Source organism: Cytobacillus kochii (assembly GCF_020171845.1).
Lineage (GTDB): Bacteria > Bacillota > Bacilli > Bacillales > Cytobacillaceae > Cytobacillus > Cytobacillus kochii.
Genome location: NZ_JAIVAM010000003.1, coordinates 212,427 through 231,519, shown reverse-complemented (window position 1 = coordinate 231,519; position 19,093 = coordinate 212,427). Strand labels below are relative to the sequence as shown.

The window sequence follows — 19,093 nt, the reverse complement described above, 5'->3', positions numbered from 1 at the left end:
GTTTTGCTCGTCTATGTTTGATGTTGTCACTCTAAATGTACGAGCTAATTCATTTTCCTACGCTATCTTTGACGATTCCACTCTAGATGCACGAGCTTAACCTTTTTCCTATGCTATCTTTTGCGATATGTAAGAGCACACACATTCTACTCTCATAAACAACGCCCAATTATTAGAACAAAAAACAACCTGAACAAATCGCCTTCAATCAAGATTTGTTCAGGTTGGATCTTATTTTTTATTTACTTTCTAAAATGAGTGTAACGGGACCATCATTGGTGAGGGATACATTCATCATCGCACCAAATTCACCTTTTTCTACGTGGACACCTTTTTCCTTAAGCATTTCATTAAAGCGAAGATAGATATCTAACGCTTTCTCAGGGCGCGCAGCATTCATGAAGTTAGGGCGTCTCCCTTTACGGCAGTCCCCATATAGGGTGAATTGAGATACAGAAAGAATTTCACCTTGTATATCAAGTAATGACCTATTCATTTTACCTTCTTCATCATCGAACACACGAAGATGAACGATTTTATCAGCTAAATAAGCAGCATCTTCAAACGCATCCTCATGCGTAATTCCAACAAGCAAAACAAAGCCATGCGTAATGCTACCGGTTATTTTTTCACCAACAGTCACTTTGGCTGCTTTACTTCTCTGAACAACAATTTTCAAAACTCTAGCCACTCCTTTTAATTCATAATTCGACGAACCGCATATACATCGGGTATCTGCTTAATACGCTCTACCACTTTTTGCAGATGGTTTACATTATGAATAGAAATCGACATATTGATTGAAGCGGCTTTATTCTTGTCCGAACGACCCGTTACTGCAGATATATTTGTTTTCGCTTCATTTACTGCCTGAAGCACTTCATTCAATAATCCACGTCGATCATAGCCAGTAATTTCTATTTCTACATTATACTCTTTCTGATCATTTAAAGCGGTCTCCCACTCAACAGGTATAAGTCTTGCTTTCGCATCATCTGTATTAATATTCGTACAGTCGGCACGATGGACAGAGACACCTCTACCCTTCGTAATAAATCCGACAATTTCATCACCTGGTACCGGATTACAACAACGCGATAAACGAATAAGTAAGTTATCAATTCCTGATACGCGTACACCTGATTCACGTTTTTTCGCTTGAGGAAGCTGCTTCAATTCGCTCACAGCATTGGAAATATCTTTTTTACCTTCGAGGTCTCTTTGCTTTCTTAACTTTTCAGTTAGGCGATTGGCTACCTGTAATGCCGTAATGCCATTGTATCCAACAGAAGCGTACAAATCTTCTTCAGATGGGAAATTATATTTTTCCGATACACGATTTAGATTTTCTGCGGTCATAATCTCTTTTACTTCAAAATCCATATTACGAATCTCTTTTTCGATTAATTCGCGCCCTTTTTCAACATTTTCTTCTTTTCTTTGCTTTTTGAAGAATTGTCTAATCTTATTTTTTGCTTGTGAGGATTGAGCTAATTTAAGCCAGTCTTGACTTGGACCATAAGAATGCTTAGAAGTTAATATCTCAACAATATCCCCTGTTTGCAACTTATAATCAAGTGTTACCATTTTACCGTTTACTTTCGCACCAATCGTTTTATTACCTATTTCTGAATGAATTCTATAAGCAAAATCTATTGGTACAGAGCCTGATGGTAGTTCAATGACATCTCCTTTAGGCGTAAAAACATAGACCATATCAGAAAACAGGTCCATCTTAAGCGATTCCATAAACTCCTCGGCACCAACCGAATCATCTTGGAAATCCAATATCTCTCTAAACCATTTTAATTTATCTTCAAATGAAGAATTTTCATCGACCTTTGTTCCTTCTTTATAAGCCCAATGAGCAGCGATACCAAATTCAGATATCCTATGCATATCAAAGGTACGTATTTGCACCTCTAATGGATCTCCTTTAGGACCAATAACTGTTGTATGCAATGATTGATACATATTTTGCTTAGGCATCGCAATATAATCTTTAAATCTGCCTGGCATTGGTTTCCAATGCGTGTGGATAATACCGAGAACAGCATAACAATCCTTTATGCTATTTACCACAATCCTTACGGCTAGTAGATCATAAATTTCATTGAATTGTTTGTTTTGTAGAGCCATTTTTCGATAGATGCTATAAATATGTTTAGCTCTACCAGAAATCTCAGGTTCAATCGTTACGTCGTCCAGACGATCCCTCATCATCGCAATAACATCTACTAAATATTGTTCTCTCTCTGCTCTCTTCTTCTTCATCAAGTTAACAATTCGATAATATTGCTGCGGATTCAAGTATCTTAAAGCTGTATCTTCTAATTCCCACTTAATTTTAGAAATTCCTAGTCTATGAGCAAGCGGAGCAAAAATCTCTAAAGTTTCATTCGAGATTCTTCTTTGCTTCTCAGCAGGTAAGTGTTTTAACGTCCGCATATTATGAAGTCTATCTGCAAGCTTAATTAAAATCACTCTAATATCTTGTGCCATGGCAACAAACATTTTACGATGATTTTCAGCTTGCTGTTCTTCTTTTGATTTATATTTAATCTTTCCCAGCTTTGTTACACCATCTACAAGCATAGCTACTTCTTCACTAAAATGTTCTGCGATATCATCTAAAGTGGATTCAGTATCCTCAACAACATCATGAAGAAAACCAGCTGCTACTGTAGCTGGGTCCATTTCCAGATCCGCTAATATTCCCGCTACCTGAATAGGGTGAATAATGTACGGTTCACCTGATTTACGGTATTGTTCACTATGAGCAGACTTAGCGAATTCGTAAGCTCTTTTGACGAACTGGGCATGCTCTTCATTTAAATATTCTCTTGTCCTATCGATGACTTGTTCGGCGGTCAACACCTGATCGTTCGCCATGGAATCACCTTTATCCCAAATTATTTTTAATAACCCTAACCATGTAATATCTTCTTTTCCTTATAAAAAATAAATAGATATCATTAAGAAAAAAGAAACGATTGTTACTATTATCGAAAAAAATAACATAGATGTAAAGAGCTAGCGTTTTATTTTTACAAAAAAACGTAGAATTTGTCGAAATTACTAATAATTAATTCCAATTAATCCTTAATTATCCTAAAAAGAACTATTAATAAAAAAAGAGAACACATATAGTGCTCTCTAGAACTATTAATAAGTCATTAAAGTTAAAACATCATAATCCTTTAATTTCTCTTTTCCATCTAAATAGCTTAACTCGATTAAGAAAGCAATACCTGCAACAACTCCACCTAGTTCTTCTACTAATTTTATTGTTGCCTCAATGGTTCCACCTGTAGCTAGAAGATCGTCCGTGATTAATACGCGTTGACCAGGCTTAATCGCATCTTTATGGATAGTTAAGACATCTTTACCATATTCCAGACCATAATCTACTTTTACCGTTTCTCTAGGTAGTTTACCTTCTTTACGAACAGGTGCAAATCCTACTCCTAAAGAATAAGCTACTGGACATCCAATAATAAATCCACGCGCTTCTGGTCCAACCACAAGATCAATCTGTTTTTCTTTCGCATAAGTAACAATTTGGTCTGTTGCATATCTATAAGCATCACCATTATCCATTAATGTAGTAATATCTTTAAATGTGATACCTGGTTTTGGCCAATCCTCTACTATAGTAATATATTGTTTTAAATCCATCTTCTTTCCTTTGCCTCCTCAATTCACATAGGCATTCTGAAGCAGCCCATCAAACCAATCCTTTAATTGACCTGCTTTTGAATAAAGCAATTCATTTTCTAACTTTACTTGTTGTTGCTTTATGCAAAAAGCCTGTGATTCCGATAAATCTCTCTTTTGTTTTGCATCACTAAGAGAAATCATCCCATTATCTATTTTAACAAATTCTAGTTCAAAAAACACTTCAGTCATAAAATCAATATAAGAAACTTGCCAGCCTTTAAATTTAGCTACCTCTGCTTTTCTTTCTTCAAGGTTAAAAGGCCCTCTCTTAGCAATGAGCGCATAATACCATTTAAAATGGTCACGGTTTGGAGTCGCCATAGAGAATATATCATTTGTTTGATAGAAATGACAATAAATTCTTTCTGGACTTTTCCCACGCAAAATAGCCTCTATTCTTTCCTTTTGTGGTGGTAAATCACAAAAAACCACATGCTTACCATCTAATATAATATTTTCTGCCTCTTCATCAGACAGAATCAATGATACATTGGGATTATAAGGTAAAAATTTATCATAATTTTCCTTATTAAATACGATCCATTCAGAGGTTTGATGATGGACATGTGTGACAATTGTGTCTAAACGTTTGGCGCCTCTAATATCAAATAATTGCCATTCTTGTATACGTATATCTTGGATAAAGACTTGTGGCTTCTTTATATTATTCCATTCGTTAATAGAAAGTTCCCCTACAATAGCAAGACTAGCATCCATAGAAATTTGTTCTGCGTATTCTCCAAATCCAAATCCAATTCCATCCAATGTCACATCATTATCTTCTAATGTGATCTTCAGATGTGTTTTATTTGTCCCAATTCTCTTTAACAGACTGACATTCGCCTCTTTTAACATTACTTTCGGCTTAGGATTATCAATACCAAATGGTGCCAATTGTTGTATTTCAGCGATCATTTCTAAATTAACATCAGCTACCCTTAATTCAGCATCTAAATCAGTAATCGGTATAAAGTCATCTTCGTTTAACTGTTCCTTTGCAAGCTGGATAAGCCTTTGACGAAGTATATCAACATCATCAAGTTTCAAGGTCATTCCTGCAGCCATTGGGTGACCACCAAAATGAGGAAGGATATCTCGAGATTGCGAAAGATTATGAAACAGATCAAAGCCAGTTATACTCCTCGCAGATCCTTTAGCTATTCCTTGTTGTGAATCGAAACTTAGACATATAACAGGACGATAGTATTTCTCTACTAGCCTTGAAGCCACAATTCCAACAACCCCAGGGTTCCAACCTTCTTTACCTACTACGATGACCTGATTGTCCTCAATTGGATATTCCGCCTCAACTTGTTGAATCGCTTCTTCAGCCATCGTATGAACGATTGATTGTCGCTCTTTATTCATTTGGTCGATTTCTTCAGCTAACGCTTCAGCCTCAAGCGCATCTTCAGTTAATAACAATTCTACTGCAGGGTCCGCAGAATCTAATCTACCTACAGCATTTAATCTTGGTGCAATCGTAAAGCCGATTGTCTCTTCTGTCATCTCTGCTAATTTGACATTAGCTAACGATATTAATGATCGGATACCAAGATTTTGTGTTGATTGCAGCTTTTTAAGACCTTTCTTCACAATTAAGCGATTTTCATCCGTCAATGAAACAAGGTCTGCCACTGTACCAATTGCAACAAACTCTAATAAATCATTTGGCACATTACCTAATAGAGCATGAGCAAGCTTAAATGCTACACCAACTCCAGCAAGTTCTTTGAAAGGATAACGACTGTCAGGAAGTTTCGGATGAATGATTGCCAGACACTCTGGTAAGATAGGGCCTGGTTCATGATGATCCGTAATAATTAAATCGATTCCCATTTCTTTAGCCGCTTGCGCAGGTTCGATAGCAGCAATTCCTGTATCAACAGTAATAATTAACGAAACACCGATATCACTAGCATATTGAAATGCCGGAACATTTGGCCCATAACCTTCCGTAAACCGGTTAGGTATGTAAAATTGCACATCTGCTCCTAGTGATGTTAATGTTCTCATCATGACAGTCGTACTCGTAACACCATCGGCATCATAGTCACCAAAAATCATAATCGATTCGTTATTTTTAATCGCTCGTTGTATACGCGAAACAGCCAAATCCATATCTTTTAATAAGAAAGGATCGTGAAATTCTTTTTTTTCATCAAATAAAAAATACCGTGCTGATTCGACGGTATTAAAGCCGCGATTAACAAGTAATGTAGCCAACGCAGATGAAATATTTAATCCGTTTATGAGTTCCTCTACAGAGGCTTCATCTGATTGACGAACATTCCAACGCGTTTTAGAATGTAACATACGTTCACCCCTCAACTTTTACATTATACTAGAGCGTCGTATTCGTTTCAATTATTCTTTGTTGCTTACCTTTAATTGTTTAGCATCATGATATTCACTTTTCACTTGATGCGTTTTATCTGCTTCTTTTTGTCCCTCATTTCCTTTAAGCGCTACTAACTGTTTTTTCAACGATTTGACTTCTCTTTGTAAATTAAAAATTTTTATTAAACCGACTGAACTAACAATTAGCCCTCCCATTAATACAGAACTTAAAATAACGAGAATCAGCGGCCAACTACTTTCGCCAAATAGATAATTAACCGTAACTGGATCGACGTTAATAACAGCAAAAATAGCGACAATTAATGTAAAAACAATACTGAGTAATATAATCCATTGATTTTTCATTTATTCCCCTCCTATGTATGATCATAAGGAATCATTTGAATAAAAACGTTTTGCACTTGATGAAAAGCCATTAGTTTTTCTTTTGCATTTTTTACAATGAGATGACCGTCTTCAACAGTGAGAGATGGGTCTACGGCTATCTTTAAATCAATAATTAAGTAATGCCCATGCTCTCTTGCATGCAACTCTTCTATTCGTTTAATTCCTTCTACTTTATCTACAGCAGAAAATAGATAACTTGATGCCTCAGGGCTTAACACATGGTCCATTGTATTATGAATGGCTTCCTTCCCTAGTTGAAAAGCCATATGGAGAATCATAAATGCTACTACTAAACCAATGACAGGATCCGCATATTCTAGCCAATTGAGCCCTAATTTTCCTCCAATTACCGCACTACCTATACCAATTAATGCAGCTAATGAGGAATAGACATCTGAGCGGTGTTCATAGGCATTTACAATAAGTGCATCACTATTTAACTCTTTTCCCAGTTTAAACTTATATCTAAACATTCCCTCTTTTACTATAATGGAAACAATCACAGCAATAATCGCGTATACCTTCGGAGCTTCAACAGGTTGAAATAATGATTGAAATGATGATATGAAAATCTCAATACCAACAAAGAATAGAAATACAGCAACAATAATTGCAGCGATTAATTCAGCTTTACCGTGTCCATATGGATGGTCCTCATCTGGAGGTCTTTTAGCTGCGATTAAGCCGATATAAACAGCGAGTGAACCTGCTACATCAGAAGCTGAATGGATGGCATCCGCTATTAAAGCTTTACTACCAGAATGAACACCAATTACCCATTTGAAAATAGCTAGGGCAATATTTGCCCCCATTCCTAAAATTGCTGCATTCTCGGCCCGTTTAAACCTCACTTCTTTCTCAACAAGCATTTATAAATCCCCCTCTTGATCATTCATCTACCTATTATTTCCATAACGATCAAAATCATAACCATAACTAGAGCGGGCTTCCTACTTTAACTAATTACTGATTCTAAATAGAGTGGGGATAAAAAAGGGTCCAAATAATAGAGACCTAGCGATATCATCTTTGATAACTCGCTAAACCCATACTTGCGATTTAGTAAAGAATATAGTGACATCTATGTTATGAAAGCAAAAAAAAGCATCTGCCATTTTATGCAGATGCTTGATATCTTCTTTTAAACTTGTGGTTCGTCTGTTTTCTGTTTCTTTTCTTTATAAGTGATTAATACGCCATGCTTTTTCAGTTGCATACCTTTCCATGATAGCCACATTTGCGTCGCAAGGAAGATAGATGAATAAGTACCAGCAATTAACCCTATTAATAAAGCAATATTAAAGTTACGTATCGCTTCACTACCAAATATCAACAGTCCGAGTACAGCTAGTACAACTGTAATAATGGTATTAATTGATCGACCCAGCGTTTGCCGTAAACTTTGATTAGCTATTTGCGCAAGCTCCTCAAAGGTTTTAATTTTCTTCTTCCTAACCATATTTTCACGTATGCGGTCAAATGTAACGATTGTATCATTGATTGAATAACCAACAATGGTTAAGACAGCCGCTATAAATGTAAGATCCGCTTCTAACCTTGTCACACTAAATATAACAACAATAAAGAAGGCGTCATGCAATAAAGCTAGTACTGCGGCTAAAGCCATTCTCCATTCGAAACGGATGGTGACATACAGAATAATTCCTATGGCCGCTATGGCTAATGCTTTTATTGCATTCATCGCTATTTCTTTTCCTACTGTTGGGGTAACAGTACTAATGTTAGGAATACTTCCATATTCATCTTCTAGTTGTGATTGATATTCAGCAATTTGTTCTTTATTGAATACCTCGTCTTTTATACGAGCGACACCAATTTCATTATTATTACCGGAAATAACGATATCGTCCGTTTCTATACCTATTTCTGCTAAAGATGCTTGATAACCGTCTTCCGTTAACGGCTCATTAGACATTTGCTCAATTCTTGTTCCTTGTGAAAAGTCAATGCTCAAGTTTAAGCCGAAGATAAAGAGCACAATAATTCCTAGGACGATCATCAAGCCAGAAAAACTATAGTATTTTTTCCGATGTTTAACGAAGTCAAAACGGTCAAATTTGGTTGTTAAATCTACTGTATCTAGGTTTTCATTTAATTGGTGTATATCTTTCTTATGAACTCCGAACATGCCTGGCATGTTTTTAAACAGATTACTATTTACACATAACCAGAGGAGTAACCTTGCTCCGTATACTGCCGTAATGAAACTCATTAAAATACTTAAAATTAAAGTCGTAGCAAAACCTTTTACAGAACTTGTCCCATAAATAAACAATACGCCAGCTGCTAACAATGTCGTTAAATTGGCATCAAAAATAGTTGATAAAGAGTTTTTACTACCTGCCTTAAATGCAGCTTTAATCGAACGGCCCACTCTTATTTCATCTTTTATTCTTTCATAGGTAATAATATTAGCATCTACTGCCATACCCACTCCAAGAATTAATGCCGCCACACCAGGTAATGTTAGTACCGCATTCATCATATTAAATACGACTAATGTCAAATATAAGTAAACAGATAAAGTGATGACTGCAATGACTCCAGGAAGTCGGTAATAAGCAATCATAAAGATGAAAATCGCAGCAATACCTATTATTCCGCCAATAATGGTTTTATCTAATGCTGACTCACCAAATTGTGCACCAACAGAAGTAGAATAGACTTCATCTAACTTAACTGGTAATGAGCCTGCCGATAATAAATCAGATAAAGTTTTTGCTTCTTCTAAAGTAAAGTTACCTACAATTGAAACCGAATCTTGATTAAATACTTGGCTCACTTGTGGGGCTGATAAGTATTTAGGATCTTCTTTTGTCGCTTCTTCGGCGAATGAATCTCCTTCTTCAAAATCTAACCAAATGACCAGTAGATTCTCTCCTGCTGGTTTGTTTACAATTTCTTGAGTCACTTCTCTAAACTTATCCGCACTCTTTAACTTAATAGACACGCTCGGACGACCATTTTCATCGAATGTTTGTGATGCTCCTCCTTCAACAAGGTCACTCCCATCCATCAACACATTATCATCCACGTCTCTAAACGTTAGATTGGCCTCCGTTGAAAGCATTTCCCTAGCTTGCTCTTGGTCTGTTACTCCAGCCAGTTGCACCCTAATGCGGTTGTCCCCTTCAATTTGAATATTGGGTTCACTTACACCAAGGACATTAATTCGGCGATCTAGGGACTGTGCTGTTGCCGACATTGCAGCTTGGTCAATTTCTTGGCCTTCTTTTGCAGGCGACACCTCATAAAGCACTTCAAACCCACCTTGCAAATCAAGACCAAGCTTTACATCTCCTAAAATATCTTTCGAAGTGAATCCCATCAAACTTGCAAATAAAATAATGATTAGAAAAAATGATAGAATTCTGCTACGCTTCACCATTATGTATATTTCCTCCTCACTTTCCAAACAAGCCCAAATGTTGAGCTTTTTAACGTGACTTTTCTAACAGGATAAACGAAGTAAATATGATTATAACCGTTTAATGAAAACCTTTCTCAAGCGCAATATTATTATTATGAAACAAGAGGAAGGGACTGTCAATTTTATCAACGTACATGTAGAAATAAACGTTTATGACTAGAGTACTAAGTGATTGATAACTTACTCGTTCTATTTTAGTAATTCCTTCATTTCCTCAGCATTTTCAAGAGAAAATTCTGTGTCCATATAAGCTTCAACAGTTGTATAGTTAATAAATTCTCCAACTTTTATCCCTAAAACATCTTCCACAATTTCAAATAATCGTATCGTTGATTTAGGCGTTTTCCACTTTTTCTTCTTTAAGTATTCCCATAATTGCGCTCTTGTCACATGTTCATATCCAAGAAAGCGAAACTCATCGATTTTTACATCAAGTGCAGGTTCTACCTCTTCGAAAAAAATATCATAGGCATGCATTTTCAACTTCAACTCTCCCTTTTTTAAATATAACTCACTTTAATTACGAAAGCTTGTCATGCTTTGTCCATCTTCTTGCATATAGATTAATTGTATATGAATACCTTTCATTTGAGAAGGCAGGGTGTACAATGTCGAAATTTATTCAAGGAACGATTATTCTCTTATTTGCTGGACTTGTAACTAGAGTACTCGGTTTTATTAATCGGATTGTCATCGCAAGGTTCATTGGAGCTGAAGGTGTCGGTCTTTATATGATGGCTTTTCCTACATTTATTCTAGTCGTAACAATTACACAGCTTGGTTTACCCGTAGCAATTTCAAAAAATGTGGCGGAATCGGAAGCAAGAGGAGATACGGAAAAAACAAAAAAAATCCTCATTGTTTCATTAGCTAGTACATTATCATTATCGCTCTTATTTACACCAGCTTTAATTTTATTAACTCCCTATCTATCAGAGCATTTATTAACAGATAACAGGACGCTATATCCATTATTAGCTATCGCACCTGTTGTGCCGATTATTGCCGTCTCTTCTGTCATACGCGGATACTTCCAAGGTAAGCAAAATATGAAGCCGGCCGCTTATTCACAACTTATTGAACAAGTTGTAAGAATTACATTAATTGCTGCATTAACTAAAGCATTTTTGCCATACGGTATTGAATATGCTGCAGCGGGAGCTATGCTTGCATCCGTAATTGGCGAATTAGCCTCACTCATTTATTTACTAACATCATTTAAATTGAAAAAGAAGTTTAAGGTACGAAAACAATTTTTCCAACATATCCGCAAGGGCAAGGATACGTTTAAACAACTTATGGAAGTGGCATTACCTACGACCGGAAGTAGAATGATTGGTTCTGTCGCTTGGTTTTTAGAGCCAATTGTTGTGACTTATAGTCTTACTATAGCCGGTGTTTCTACAATTGCTGCTACAGAAGGGTATGGTGCCTTAACCGGATTTGCACTTCCTTTGTTAATGCTACCATCATTCATTAATATGGCGCTCTCCACCTCACTCGTACCTGCCATTAGTGAAGCGAAAGCAGTTAATAACTTCCATTTAATTGAATATCGTCTGCAGCAAGCATTAAGGATTTCTTTAACAACAGGTGGTCTTTCAGTTGTGGTTATTTATATCCTGGCTGAACCATTAATGACTGTGATGTATGGTTCGACAACAGGTACCGACTTCCTAAAATTAATGGCGCCTCTTTTCCTATTCTACTATTTCCAACAGCCACTGCAGTCTGCGCTACAAGCTCTAGATTTAGCACGTGCTGCCATGATCAATAGCCTGATTGGTGCGGTTGCTAAAATTGCGGTTATCTTTATTCTTGGAAGCCAGCCTGCCTTTGGTATTACAGGAGTAGCGCTCGGCTTAATTGTTGGCTTTGTATTAGTCACTCTACTGCATTTCGCCACTTTGTTAAAAGCCATTTCTTATACCATTCATATGCGGGAATACTTAATCACATCGAGTGCTATGCTCCTCACAGGTTATATCGGATATATTACAATTAAGTTCCTAAACTTCACCATCGTACCTACTATCCTATGTGGGGCAATGGTTATGAGTTTAATCTATCTAATCATCATGATTTTCACAAAGCTCATTAGAAAAGGTGATGTACAAGGCCTTCCAGGAGTCGGTCAGTTTTTAGCGAAATTTATGTTTAGATAGCCCTCATATAATGAACTGAGTGACAAGATTTACTCACTCAGTTTTTTCTACCCCTGAACATATTGTCTATTTCTCATCAATTAAATCAATATAAAATGTAGAATTTTCAAAACTACATAACGACACCCTTGAAATATCATGAACCCCTTTTTCCTTTAATTCTTTCTTCAACCATTCTTCATCCTTATTGATTAGTGTTAAGTTTTCACTATTTATTCTCCCATCCAGGACAAGAGGAAGCGTAAATGATGGGGTAAGGTCCGCTTGTGATGACTGATTGCTCTTTTCAATCACAGACAAGCTCCCGGATACCTCTAGTATTGCATATTCAACATCAGATATTAGTGAAATATCCTTTTCACGTAGTTGCATAAGGAGATCATCTAAATTGTAACGTAGCTTTTTCATCGCTTTCTCATCAATCTTCCCTTTATTAATTAAAATGACTGGTTTTCCATCAACAAGATCCCTTATTTTCTTACTTTTTAGGGACCAATAGGCGGAAACAATCTGTACAACCATCAGAATAAGCATAGGAAGAATATTCCTAAATAATTTCTCGTCACTCTTCTCAATCGCAACAACTGCCAACTCAGCAATCATTATCGAAATGACTAAATCAAGTATACTAAGCTCACCAATTTCCCTTTTCCCCATGATGCGATAGATGATAGTCATTAAAACATATAGTAAAATCGTTCGAAATATAACAATAAAATATTCTTCCAACATTGCCACCTCTTTATAAGATTAGCTTGTACAGGACTTCTCAATTTAATCAAATAGAGTAAGAAATATTTTATGATTTTGCTTCTATTTTGCCATCCGCAGAATATGCTTGTACAAAGGAATTTTATCAAAAGAGAAAGGGGAGGTTTCCAATCGAAGAATCGAAGGCATTAGGGACTTCCGTTTTACATGGCCTTATAGCCATTTTCACATTGGCAATTGTTAGTAGTTTTATTTTCGCTCTTATATTGAGGTTTACTTCCTTACAAGAGTCTTCTGTTCAATATGTAATGACAGCCATTTCTTTTATTGCCCTCTTTACTGGAGGTTTCATTTCAGGTGGGAAAGGAAAACAAAGGGGATGGATGCTCGGCGGGATAACTGGTGCGATTTATACAATCATTATTTTTTTATTCCAATATCTCGGTTTTGATAAACTATTTAATCCTCAACAAATCGTATACTTTATTTGCTATATTCTCATTGCAATGATGGGTGGTATTTTAGGTGTAAACATGAGTTCAAAATCAACAAAATAGAAATTATGTAAAAATGAAAAAAGCTGTTTGAAGTAGTAAAACTACTTCAAACAGCTTTTTCATTCTTAAACGGTACCGGGAGCTGATTCAGTTACTTCACGAATCGCTTGACGGTCGTATGTAAGACGGCTTCCATCGCCACACTTGATAACGACTTTGTCCTCATCGATTGCATCTACAAAACCATGTAAACCACCGATTGTAACTACTTTATCGCCTTTTTTCAGACTATTCTGCATTTGATTAACCGCTTTTTGACGTTTTTGTTGTGGTCTGATTAAAAGGAAATAAAACAGCACAAACATAATGACTAACGGCCCAATAGTAGCTAAAATATCCATATTCTCTTTTCCCCTCCTTTCAAGTATTAGAAGTTTTTCGCGTTCGGCTTATTAAAACCATATTTCTCGAAAAATTCTTCTCTAAAGTCACCTAGACGATCCTCTCTGATTGCCTCTCTGACCTTTTCCATTAATTTTAACAGAAAATAAAGGTTATGATAAGTTGTAAGCCTTATTCCGAAAGTTTCGTCACATTTTATTAAGTGTCTTATATAGGCACGACTATAATTTCGACAAGTATAGCAATCGCAATTCTCATCTAGAGGACCAAAGTCACGTGCATACTTCGCATTTTTAACAACTAATCTTCCTTCGCTAGTCATTAATGTGCCATTTCTTGCAATCCTTGTTGGTAATACACAATCAAACATATCTACCCCACGAATCGCACCATCAATTAAGGAATCCGGTGAACCGACACCCATTAAGTAACGGGGCTTATGATTGGGCAGAAGTGGTGTTGTTTCTTCCAACACTCTATTCATTATATCCTTTGGTTCCCCAACTGATAACCCCCCTATTGCATAGCCAGGAAAATCAAGTGAGACAAGGTCTTTCGCACTTTGAGCACGTAAATCATTATATTCGCCACCTTGAACAATACCAAATAAACCTTGGTCGTTTGGTCGTTCATGTGCTTCTAAACATCTCTCGGCCCACCTAGATGTTCGCTCAACAGATTTTTTCATATATTCATGTGTTGCTGGGAAAGGTGGACATTCATCAAATGCCATCATAATATCTGAGCCCAATGCGTTTTGTATTTGCATTGCCTTTTCAGGTGAAAGAAATAGTTTATCCCCATTCAAATGATTACGAAAATGGACACCCTCTTCTTCAATCTTTCTAAAATCACTGAGACTAAATACTTGGAATCCACCGGAATCAGTTAAAATAGCACGATCCCAATTCATGAATTGATGTAAGCCTCCCGCTTCCTTTATCAACTCATGTCCAGGTCGTAACCATAGATGATAAGTATTACTTAAAATTATTCCTGCCCCCATATTCACTAGATCTTCCGGAGACATTGTTTTCACCGTCGCTAGCGTACCTACTGGCATAAAAACAGGTGTTTCAAATGAGCCGTGAGGTGTGTGAACACGTCCAAGTCTCGCGCCTGTTTGTTTACATGTTTTTATCAATTCATAACGTATAGCTGTCATGACGTAACTCCTTTTCCATATCAAACTCTTTTATTTAATAAACATTGCATCTCCAAAACTAAAGAAACGATACCTTTCTTCTACTGCTTGCTTATATGCTTCAAGCACATTCTCACGACCAGCCAATGCACTAATAAGCATAATTAACGTTGATTTTGGTAGGTGAAAATTCGTGATCATACCATCAATCGCCTTAAATTCATACCCAGGGAAGATGAAGATATCAGTCCAACCACTTGACTCTTCAAAACGTCCGTTAAAAGCAGTAGCAATTGTTTCAAGTGTTCTTGTTGAAGTAGTACCAACACTGATGATTTTATGACCACTTTCCCGTATTTGGTTCAACGTTTGAGCTGTTTCTTTTGTCATTTGATAGAACTCTGCGTGCATTTCATGATGATCAATGTCATCTACATTTACTGGTCTGAACGTACCTAAACCCACATGAAGGGTAATGAAAAGAACCTCAATTCCACGAGCTTTAATTTCTTCTAATAGTTCTTCAGTAAAATGTAAACCAGCTGTAGGTGCTGCAGCAGAGCCATTCTCCTTTGCATAGACCGTTTGATAACGATCTCGATCCTCTAGTTGTTCTTTAATATAGGGTGGCAATGGCATTTCACCTAATTGCTCTAATACCTCGTAGAAAATCCCTTCATATTTGAACTTGAGAACACGTCCGCCATGGTCACTCTCTTCAAGGCATACCGCTTTCAGCTGACCATTACCAAAGATAATTTCTGTCCCTACTTTCACCCGTTTTGCTGGCTTTACTAGTGTTTCCCATTGATCATTTTCAAGCTGTTTCAACAGTAACACTTCTAATTTTGCTCCTGTTTCTTCTTTCATTCCAAAAAGTCGTGCTGGCAATACTCTTGTATCATTCAATACTAGTGCATCACCTGGCTGTAAATATTCTACAATATGTTTAAACACGTCATGACGGACCGCTCCCGTCTCCTTATCTAATACCATTAATCGGCTACTTGTTCTGTCTTTAAGCGGTGTTTGCGCAATTAACTCTTCTGGTAAATTAAAATCAAATAAATCTACTTTCATTTTGTCTCGTCTCCAACTTTTGAAAAATTTAACGTGACTTCCCAATAAAATAGACAATTAAGGAAAGTATCACACTAATAATAATTGACGTTACAATTGGGAAATAAACAGTTGTATTCCCTTTTCTAAATACAATATCTCCAGGGAGCTTTCCTAAATTGAAAAAATGCATAAGAAAGCCAATAACAAATAGAAGACCACCAATAATCATGAACCATTTTGGCAATTGGATGGCACCTCCATTTGAAAATGTTGATAAACAAGCTGTGTCGCAATTCTGCCCCTTGGTGTCCTTTGTAAGAAACCAATTTGTAATAAATAGGGTTCGTACACATCTTCTATCGTATGTGCTTCTTCTCCAATGGTTGCAGCAATCGTCTCTAACCCTACTGGACCACCGCGAAAGCGTTCAATCATGCCCCTTAGTAACTTATGATCAATATGATCTAATCCTAACCTATCGACCTGTAACATCTCTAATGCCTCATTTGCAAACTGTTGGTTTACTGCACCATCCCCTCGCACTTGAGCATAATCCCTTACTCTACGAAGCAATCGGTTTGCAATACGAGGGGTTCCTCTTGAGCGTCGAGCAATCTCATCTGCTGCTTCTCTGTCTATTTCTGTATCGAGAATCGCCGCTGTTCGTACAACGATTTCCTTTAGTTGTCCCTCATTATAATATTCCAGTCTACTCATAACCCCGAACCTATCCCTTAAAGGTGCAGATAAAGAGCCTGCTCTCGTTGTAGCACCAACTAAAGTAAAAGGGGGAAGATCCAGTCTGACGGAACGAGCACTTGGGCCTTTTCCAATCACGATATCAAGACAAAAATCCTCCATTGCCGGGTATAATACTTCTTCTATCGCCCTTGGCAAACGATGAATCTCATCTATAAATAATACATCACCAGGCTCAAGTGAAGTCAAGACAGCCGCTAAATCACCAGGCCGTTCAATGGCAGGCCCTGCTGTTGTCCGTATATTAACGCCCATCTCATTACTAATAATCGTTGCTAAAGTCGTTTTCCCTAGGCCTGGTGGTCCGTAAAGAAGAACATGATCCAATGTTTCATTACGCATTTTCGCTGCTTCGATGAAAATACGCAAATTCTCCTTTACCTGATCTTGGCCAATATACTGTGCTAAGGTTTGTGGACGTAAGCTATATTCAAATGAAGTATCTTGATGATCCGCTTCTCCTGATATAATACGCTCATCCATTTGTTAACCATCCTTCCATGCCTTGCCTTCTTTCTTACTTAAGCAGCTTTTGCAAAGCCAATTTAATATACTGATCGGTAGTTAATGTTTCAGCACTTAAATCTTTCGTTATTTTCTTTAATTCTTTATCAGAATAACCGAGTGCCTTTAATGCCAGAAGAGCTTCATCTAATTCATGGTTTCGATCACTTTTTAATTGTTTCTCTTCTGTAAACAAGTTCGGTAACAAGTCTGGTACAATATCAACTAGTTTCCCTTTCAAATCAAGAATCATCTGCCTAGCCGTTTTTTTACCTACACCTGGGAACTTCACAAGAAAGGCCTCATCTTCATGCTCGATTGCATGAACAACCGCTTCTGGCTGACCTGTAGCAAGAACGGCCAGTGCACCTTTTGGACCAATACCAGTTACATTGAGCAATTTCATGAATAAAGCTTTTTCTTGTCGTGATGTAAAACCATATAGTGATTCAATATCTTCTCTGACATGATGATATGTATAAATTTTCACTTCTTGATCGGTCGTATATCTAAATGGGTTTGGTGTAATCACTTGGTACCCAATCCCATTATTTTCAACTACAATGTATTCTGGCCCGATGAAGTCAACACGACCAATAATATATTCAAACAAAATTTATTCTCTCCCTCTTTTGCATACCTCCCACCATTATACTACAAAATCGTCTTGAAGAAAAAAGGATATCTATTTACGCTACGACTATCATTACTTTTACCTGTTGACCACTGAGAATAGTGGAATAACCATTGCAAATTAACTGCACAGGCTTGCAAGAAAATCGCCGCTTAGGGTATAAAAGAAAAAACCAGCCATTAAGACTGGTCTCCTTCCCGATCTTTCCCTACCAATACTTTCTTTAACTCATCTTGAACAGTGACATCAGCCATTGGAACTTTTGAGCGATAAGCGGAGCGTGAGATGAGATGCGCTGATACAGGTGCTGTTAAAAAAACAAAGAAAATGACTAATATTAATCGAATACTAAAGACACCTTCATGAACAAGAAAAAAGATTAAAGTACCTACAAGCGTAAATAACACACCAATCGTCGAACTCTTTGAAGCTGCATGAGACCTTGTATATACATCTGGTAAACGCAAAATACCGATTGCACTAAGAAAACTAAACAATGTCCCTATAATAATGAGAATTCCTGCTCCTAACTCACTTGTTACGGTCAGATTCAATGACTTTCCCCCTCTCTAGGAAACGCGCAAAGGCTATCGTACCAATAAACGATAAAATCCCCAGTAATAACATGACTGAAAAGAACGCACTCGTCCGCATGAAAATAGAAATAATCGCTATCGCCGCAATAATATTTACTCCTATATTATCAAGCGCCTGCACGCGATCCGGAATAGACGGACCCTTAATAAGACGATATACTGCTGCTAAAATAGATAGGACAAGAAAACATAATGCAACTACTAATAAACTCTCAATCATCTTCCTGTCACCCTCTTAATAGACTTTTCGAATCGAACCTTGGACTTTAATAGCGATTCACTCGAAGTTGGGATATCAAGTCCATGAACATAAAACGTTTTGTTATCATTTCCTACCTCAACCACTACCGAACCTGGTGTTATACAAAGCAGAAAAGAAAGCAATGCTAATTCGATATCACCTTCTAATTCTGTCTCCAATGTAAAAATGCCTGGTCTAATATCTAGTTTTGGTTTAATTACTTGTTTCACAACCTCCATACTAGATGTAAATAGCTCATGAATAAACACTAACAAAAGACTAAGGATGTTCATAAAAGTAACGATATAAAAATTATCATCAAAAAATCTTCTTATTAAAAATAGAATAAATATCCCTACAATATAACCACTAAAAAAAGATAAAAAACTCCATTCATCCTGCAGAAACATCCACAACGCAGCAATGAATAAATTGACTAGTACTTGCATAGCCATGCTC

Annotated in this window: 20 protein-coding genes; 2 read left to right on the top strand and 18 right to left on the bottom strand. The window is 36.9% G+C overall.

Annotated features, from left to right (window positions below; genetic code table 11):
* Nucleotides 1–238: 238 nt before the first annotated feature.
* The 8 genes from dtd to LCM23_RS04535 form a co-directional block, all read right to left on the bottom strand.
* The gene (gene dtd, locus LCM23_RS04570; protein WP_224935884.1) at nt 239–679 is read right to left on the bottom strand and encodes a D-aminoacyl-tRNA deacylase; all 441 of its coding nucleotides are present in this window, start codon (nt 677–679) and stop codon (nt 239–241) included.
* Nucleotides 680–696: 17 nt separating this feature from the next.
* Nucleotides 697–2,892, bottom strand: coding sequence for a RelA/SpoT family protein (locus tag LCM23_RS04565; protein WP_224935883.1), 2,196 nt, complete (start codon nt 2,890–2,892; stop codon nt 697–699).
* 273 nt (nt 2,893–3,165) lie between these two features.
* On the bottom strand, nt 3,166–3,678 hold the full coding sequence (locus LCM23_RS04560) for an adenine phosphoribosyltransferase (RefSeq protein ID WP_095372443.1): 513 nt from the start codon (nt 3,676–3,678) through the stop codon (nt 3,166–3,168).
* An 18-nt stretch (nt 3,679–3,696) separates the two neighbouring features.
* Complete coding sequence (gene recJ, locus LCM23_RS04555; protein ID WP_224935882.1) at nt 3,697–6,036, bottom strand: single-stranded-DNA-specific exonuclease RecJ; 2,340 nt, start codon at nt 6,034–6,036, stop codon at nt 3,697–3,699.
* A 51-nt stretch (nt 6,037–6,087) separates the two neighbouring features.
* On the bottom strand, nt 6,088–6,426 hold the full coding sequence (locus LCM23_RS04550; RefSeq protein WP_224935881.1) for a LapA family protein: 339 nt from the start codon (nt 6,424–6,426) through the stop codon (nt 6,088–6,090).
* 11 nt (nt 6,427–6,437) lie between these two features.
* Nucleotides 6,438–7,337 (bottom strand): cation diffusion facilitator family transporter, encoded by a 900-nt coding sequence (locus LCM23_RS04545; RefSeq protein ID WP_224935880.1) that lies wholly within the window; start codon nt 7,335–7,337, stop codon nt 6,438–6,440.
* Between the two features lie 272 nt (nt 7,338–7,609).
* Nucleotides 7,610–9,877, bottom strand: coding sequence for a protein translocase subunit SecDF (gene secDF / locus LCM23_RS04540; protein WP_224935879.1), 2,268 nt, complete (start codon nt 9,875–9,877; stop codon nt 7,610–7,612).
* Between the two features lie 231 nt (nt 9,878–10,108).
* The gene (locus tag LCM23_RS04535) at nt 10,109–10,396 is read right to left on the bottom strand and encodes a post-transcriptional regulator (protein WP_224936197.1); all 288 of its coding nucleotides are present in this window, start codon (nt 10,394–10,396) and stop codon (nt 10,109–10,111) included.
* A 131-nt stretch (nt 10,397–10,527) separates the two neighbouring features.
* Here LCM23_RS04535 and spoVB point away from each other — a divergent pair, with 131 nt between their 5' ends.
* A complete protein-coding gene (gene spoVB / locus LCM23_RS04530; RefSeq protein WP_224935878.1) occupies nt 10,528–12,084 on the top strand; it encodes a stage V sporulation protein B in 1,557 nt (518 codons plus the stop codon).
* 66 nt (nt 12,085–12,150) lie between these two features.
* Here spoVB and LCM23_RS04525 read toward each other — a convergent pair whose 3' ends face one another.
* A complete protein-coding gene (locus LCM23_RS04525) occupies nt 12,151–12,813 on the bottom strand; it encodes a DUF421 domain-containing protein (RefSeq protein WP_224935877.1) in 663 nt (220 codons plus the stop codon).
* 89 nt (nt 12,814–12,902) lie between these two features.
* Here LCM23_RS04525 and LCM23_RS04520 point away from each other — a divergent pair, with 89 nt between their 5' ends.
* Entirely contained in the window at nt 12,903–13,352 is a 450-nt protein-coding gene (locus tag LCM23_RS04520) for a TIGR04086 family membrane protein (RefSeq protein ID WP_263624128.1), read from the top strand.
* Between the two features lie 65 nt (nt 13,353–13,417).
* On the opposite strand, the gene yajC is transcribed toward LCM23_RS04520, so the two are convergent.
* The 9 genes from yajC to LCM23_RS04475 all read right to left on the bottom strand — a co-directional run bounded on the left by yajC (nt 13,418) and on the right by LCM23_RS04475 (nt 19,089).
* Nucleotides 13,418–13,693, bottom strand: a complete 276-nt coding sequence (yajC, locus tag LCM23_RS04515; RefSeq protein ID WP_095372435.1) for a preprotein translocase subunit YajC — start codon at nt 13,691–13,693, stop codon at nt 13,418–13,420.
* A 26-nt stretch (nt 13,694–13,719) separates the two neighbouring features.
* Nucleotides 13,720–14,859, bottom strand: coding sequence for a tRNA guanosine(34) transglycosylase Tgt (gene tgt, locus LCM23_RS04510; RefSeq protein ID WP_224935876.1), 1,140 nt, complete (start codon nt 14,857–14,859; stop codon nt 13,720–13,722).
* Between the two features lie 30 nt (nt 14,860–14,889).
* Entirely contained in the window at nt 14,890–15,918 is a 1,029-nt protein-coding gene (gene queA, locus LCM23_RS04505) for a tRNA preQ1(34) S-adenosylmethionine ribosyltransferase-isomerase QueA (protein WP_224935875.1), read from the bottom strand.
* A 28-nt stretch (nt 15,919–15,946) separates the two neighbouring features.
* Nucleotides 15,947–16,129 carry a DUF2905 domain-containing protein gene (locus LCM23_RS04500; protein WP_095373638.1) on the bottom strand — a complete coding sequence of 61 codons (183 nt, stop codon included), beginning with the start codon at nt 16,127–16,129 and terminating at the stop codon, nt 15,947–15,949.
* Nucleotides 16,126–17,142: a Holliday junction branch migration DNA helicase RuvB gene (gene ruvB / locus LCM23_RS04495; RefSeq protein WP_224935874.1), complete on the bottom strand. Its 1,017-nt coding sequence runs from the start codon at nt 17,140–17,142 to the stop codon at nt 16,126–16,128. The genes LCM23_RS04500 and ruvB overlap by 4 nt, the downstream gene beginning before the upstream one ends.
* A 34-nt stretch (nt 17,143–17,176) precedes the next feature.
* Nucleotides 17,177–17,776 carry a Holliday junction branch migration protein RuvA gene (ruvA, locus tag LCM23_RS04490; protein ID WP_224935873.1) on the bottom strand — a complete coding sequence of 200 codons (600 nt, stop codon included), beginning with the start codon at nt 17,774–17,776 and terminating at the stop codon, nt 17,177–17,179.
* 200 nt (nt 17,777–17,976) lie between these two features.
* Nucleotides 17,977–18,351, bottom strand: a complete 375-nt coding sequence (gene mnhG / locus LCM23_RS04485) for a monovalent cation/H(+) antiporter subunit G (RefSeq protein ID WP_095372431.1) — start codon at nt 18,349–18,351, stop codon at nt 17,977–17,979.
* The gene (locus tag LCM23_RS04480) at nt 18,329–18,613 is read right to left on the bottom strand and encodes a Na(+)/H(+) antiporter subunit F1 (protein WP_095372430.1); all 285 of its coding nucleotides are present in this window, start codon (nt 18,611–18,613) and stop codon (nt 18,329–18,331) included. The genes mnhG and LCM23_RS04480 overlap by 23 nt, the downstream gene beginning before the upstream one ends.
* Nucleotides 18,610–19,089 (bottom strand): Na+/H+ antiporter subunit E, encoded by a 480-nt coding sequence (locus tag LCM23_RS04475; RefSeq protein WP_224935872.1) that lies wholly within the window; start codon nt 19,087–19,089, stop codon nt 18,610–18,612. Before LCM23_RS04475 ends, LCM23_RS04480 begins: the two co-directional genes overlap by 4 nt.
* Between the last annotated feature and the right edge of the window lie 4 nt (nt 19,090–19,093).

What these genes read in the sequence shown, in the direction of transcription:
- LCM23_RS04565 (WP_224935883.1), bottom strand. Translation starts at nt 2,892, where the DNA reads ATGGCGAACGATCAGGTGTTGACCGCCGAACAAGTCATCGATAGGACA.
- LCM23_RS04560 (WP_095372443.1), bottom strand. Translation starts at nt 3,678, where the DNA reads ATGGATTTAAAACAATATATTACTATAGTAGAGGATTGGCCAAAACCA.
- recJ (WP_224935882.1), bottom strand. Translation starts at nt 6,036, where the DNA reads ATGTTACATTCTAAAACGCGTTGGAATGTTCGTCAATCAGATGAAGCC.
- LCM23_RS04550 (WP_224935881.1), bottom strand. Translation starts at nt 6,426, where the DNA reads ATGAAAAATCAATGGATTATATTACTCAGTATTGTTTTTACATTAATT.
- LCM23_RS04545 (WP_224935880.1), bottom strand. Translation starts at nt 7,337, where the DNA reads ATGCTTGTTGAGAAAGAAGTGAGGTTTAAACGGGCCGAGAATGCAGCA.
- secDF (WP_224935879.1), bottom strand. Translation starts at nt 9,877, where the DNA reads ATGGTGAAGCGTAGCAGAATTCTATCATTTTTTCTAATCATTATTTTA.
- LCM23_RS04535 (WP_224936197.1), bottom strand. Translation starts at nt 10,396, where the DNA reads ATGCATGCCTATGATATTTTTTTCGAAGAGGTAGAACCTGCACTTGAT.
- spoVB (WP_224935878.1), top strand. Translation starts at nt 10,528, where the DNA reads ATGTCGAAATTTATTCAAGGAACGATTATTCTCTTATTTGCTGGACTT.
- yajC (WP_095372435.1), bottom strand. Translation starts at nt 13,693, where the DNA reads ATGGATATTTTAGCTACTATTGGGCCGTTAGTCATTATGTTTGTGCTG.
- tgt (WP_224935876.1), bottom strand. Translation starts at nt 14,859, where the DNA reads ATGACAGCTATACGTTATGAATTGATAAAAACATGTAAACAAACAGGC.
- queA (WP_224935875.1), bottom strand. Translation starts at nt 15,918, where the DNA reads ATGAAAGTAGATTTATTTGATTTTAATTTACCAGAAGAGTTAATTGCG.
- LCM23_RS04500 (WP_095373638.1), bottom strand. Translation starts at nt 16,129, where the DNA reads ATGATTATTGGTGGTCTTCTATTTGTTATTGGCTTTCTTATGCATTTT.
- ruvB (WP_224935874.1), bottom strand. Translation starts at nt 17,142, where the DNA reads ATGGATGAGCGTATTATATCAGGAGAAGCGGATCATCAAGATACTTCA.
- LCM23_RS04480 (WP_095372430.1), bottom strand. Translation starts at nt 18,613, where the DNA reads ATGATTGAGAGTTTATTAGTAGTTGCATTATGTTTTCTTGTCCTATCT.
- LCM23_RS04475 (WP_224935872.1), bottom strand. Translation starts at nt 19,089, where the DNA reads ATGGCTATGCAAGTACTAGTCAATTTATTCATTGCTGCGTTGTGGATG.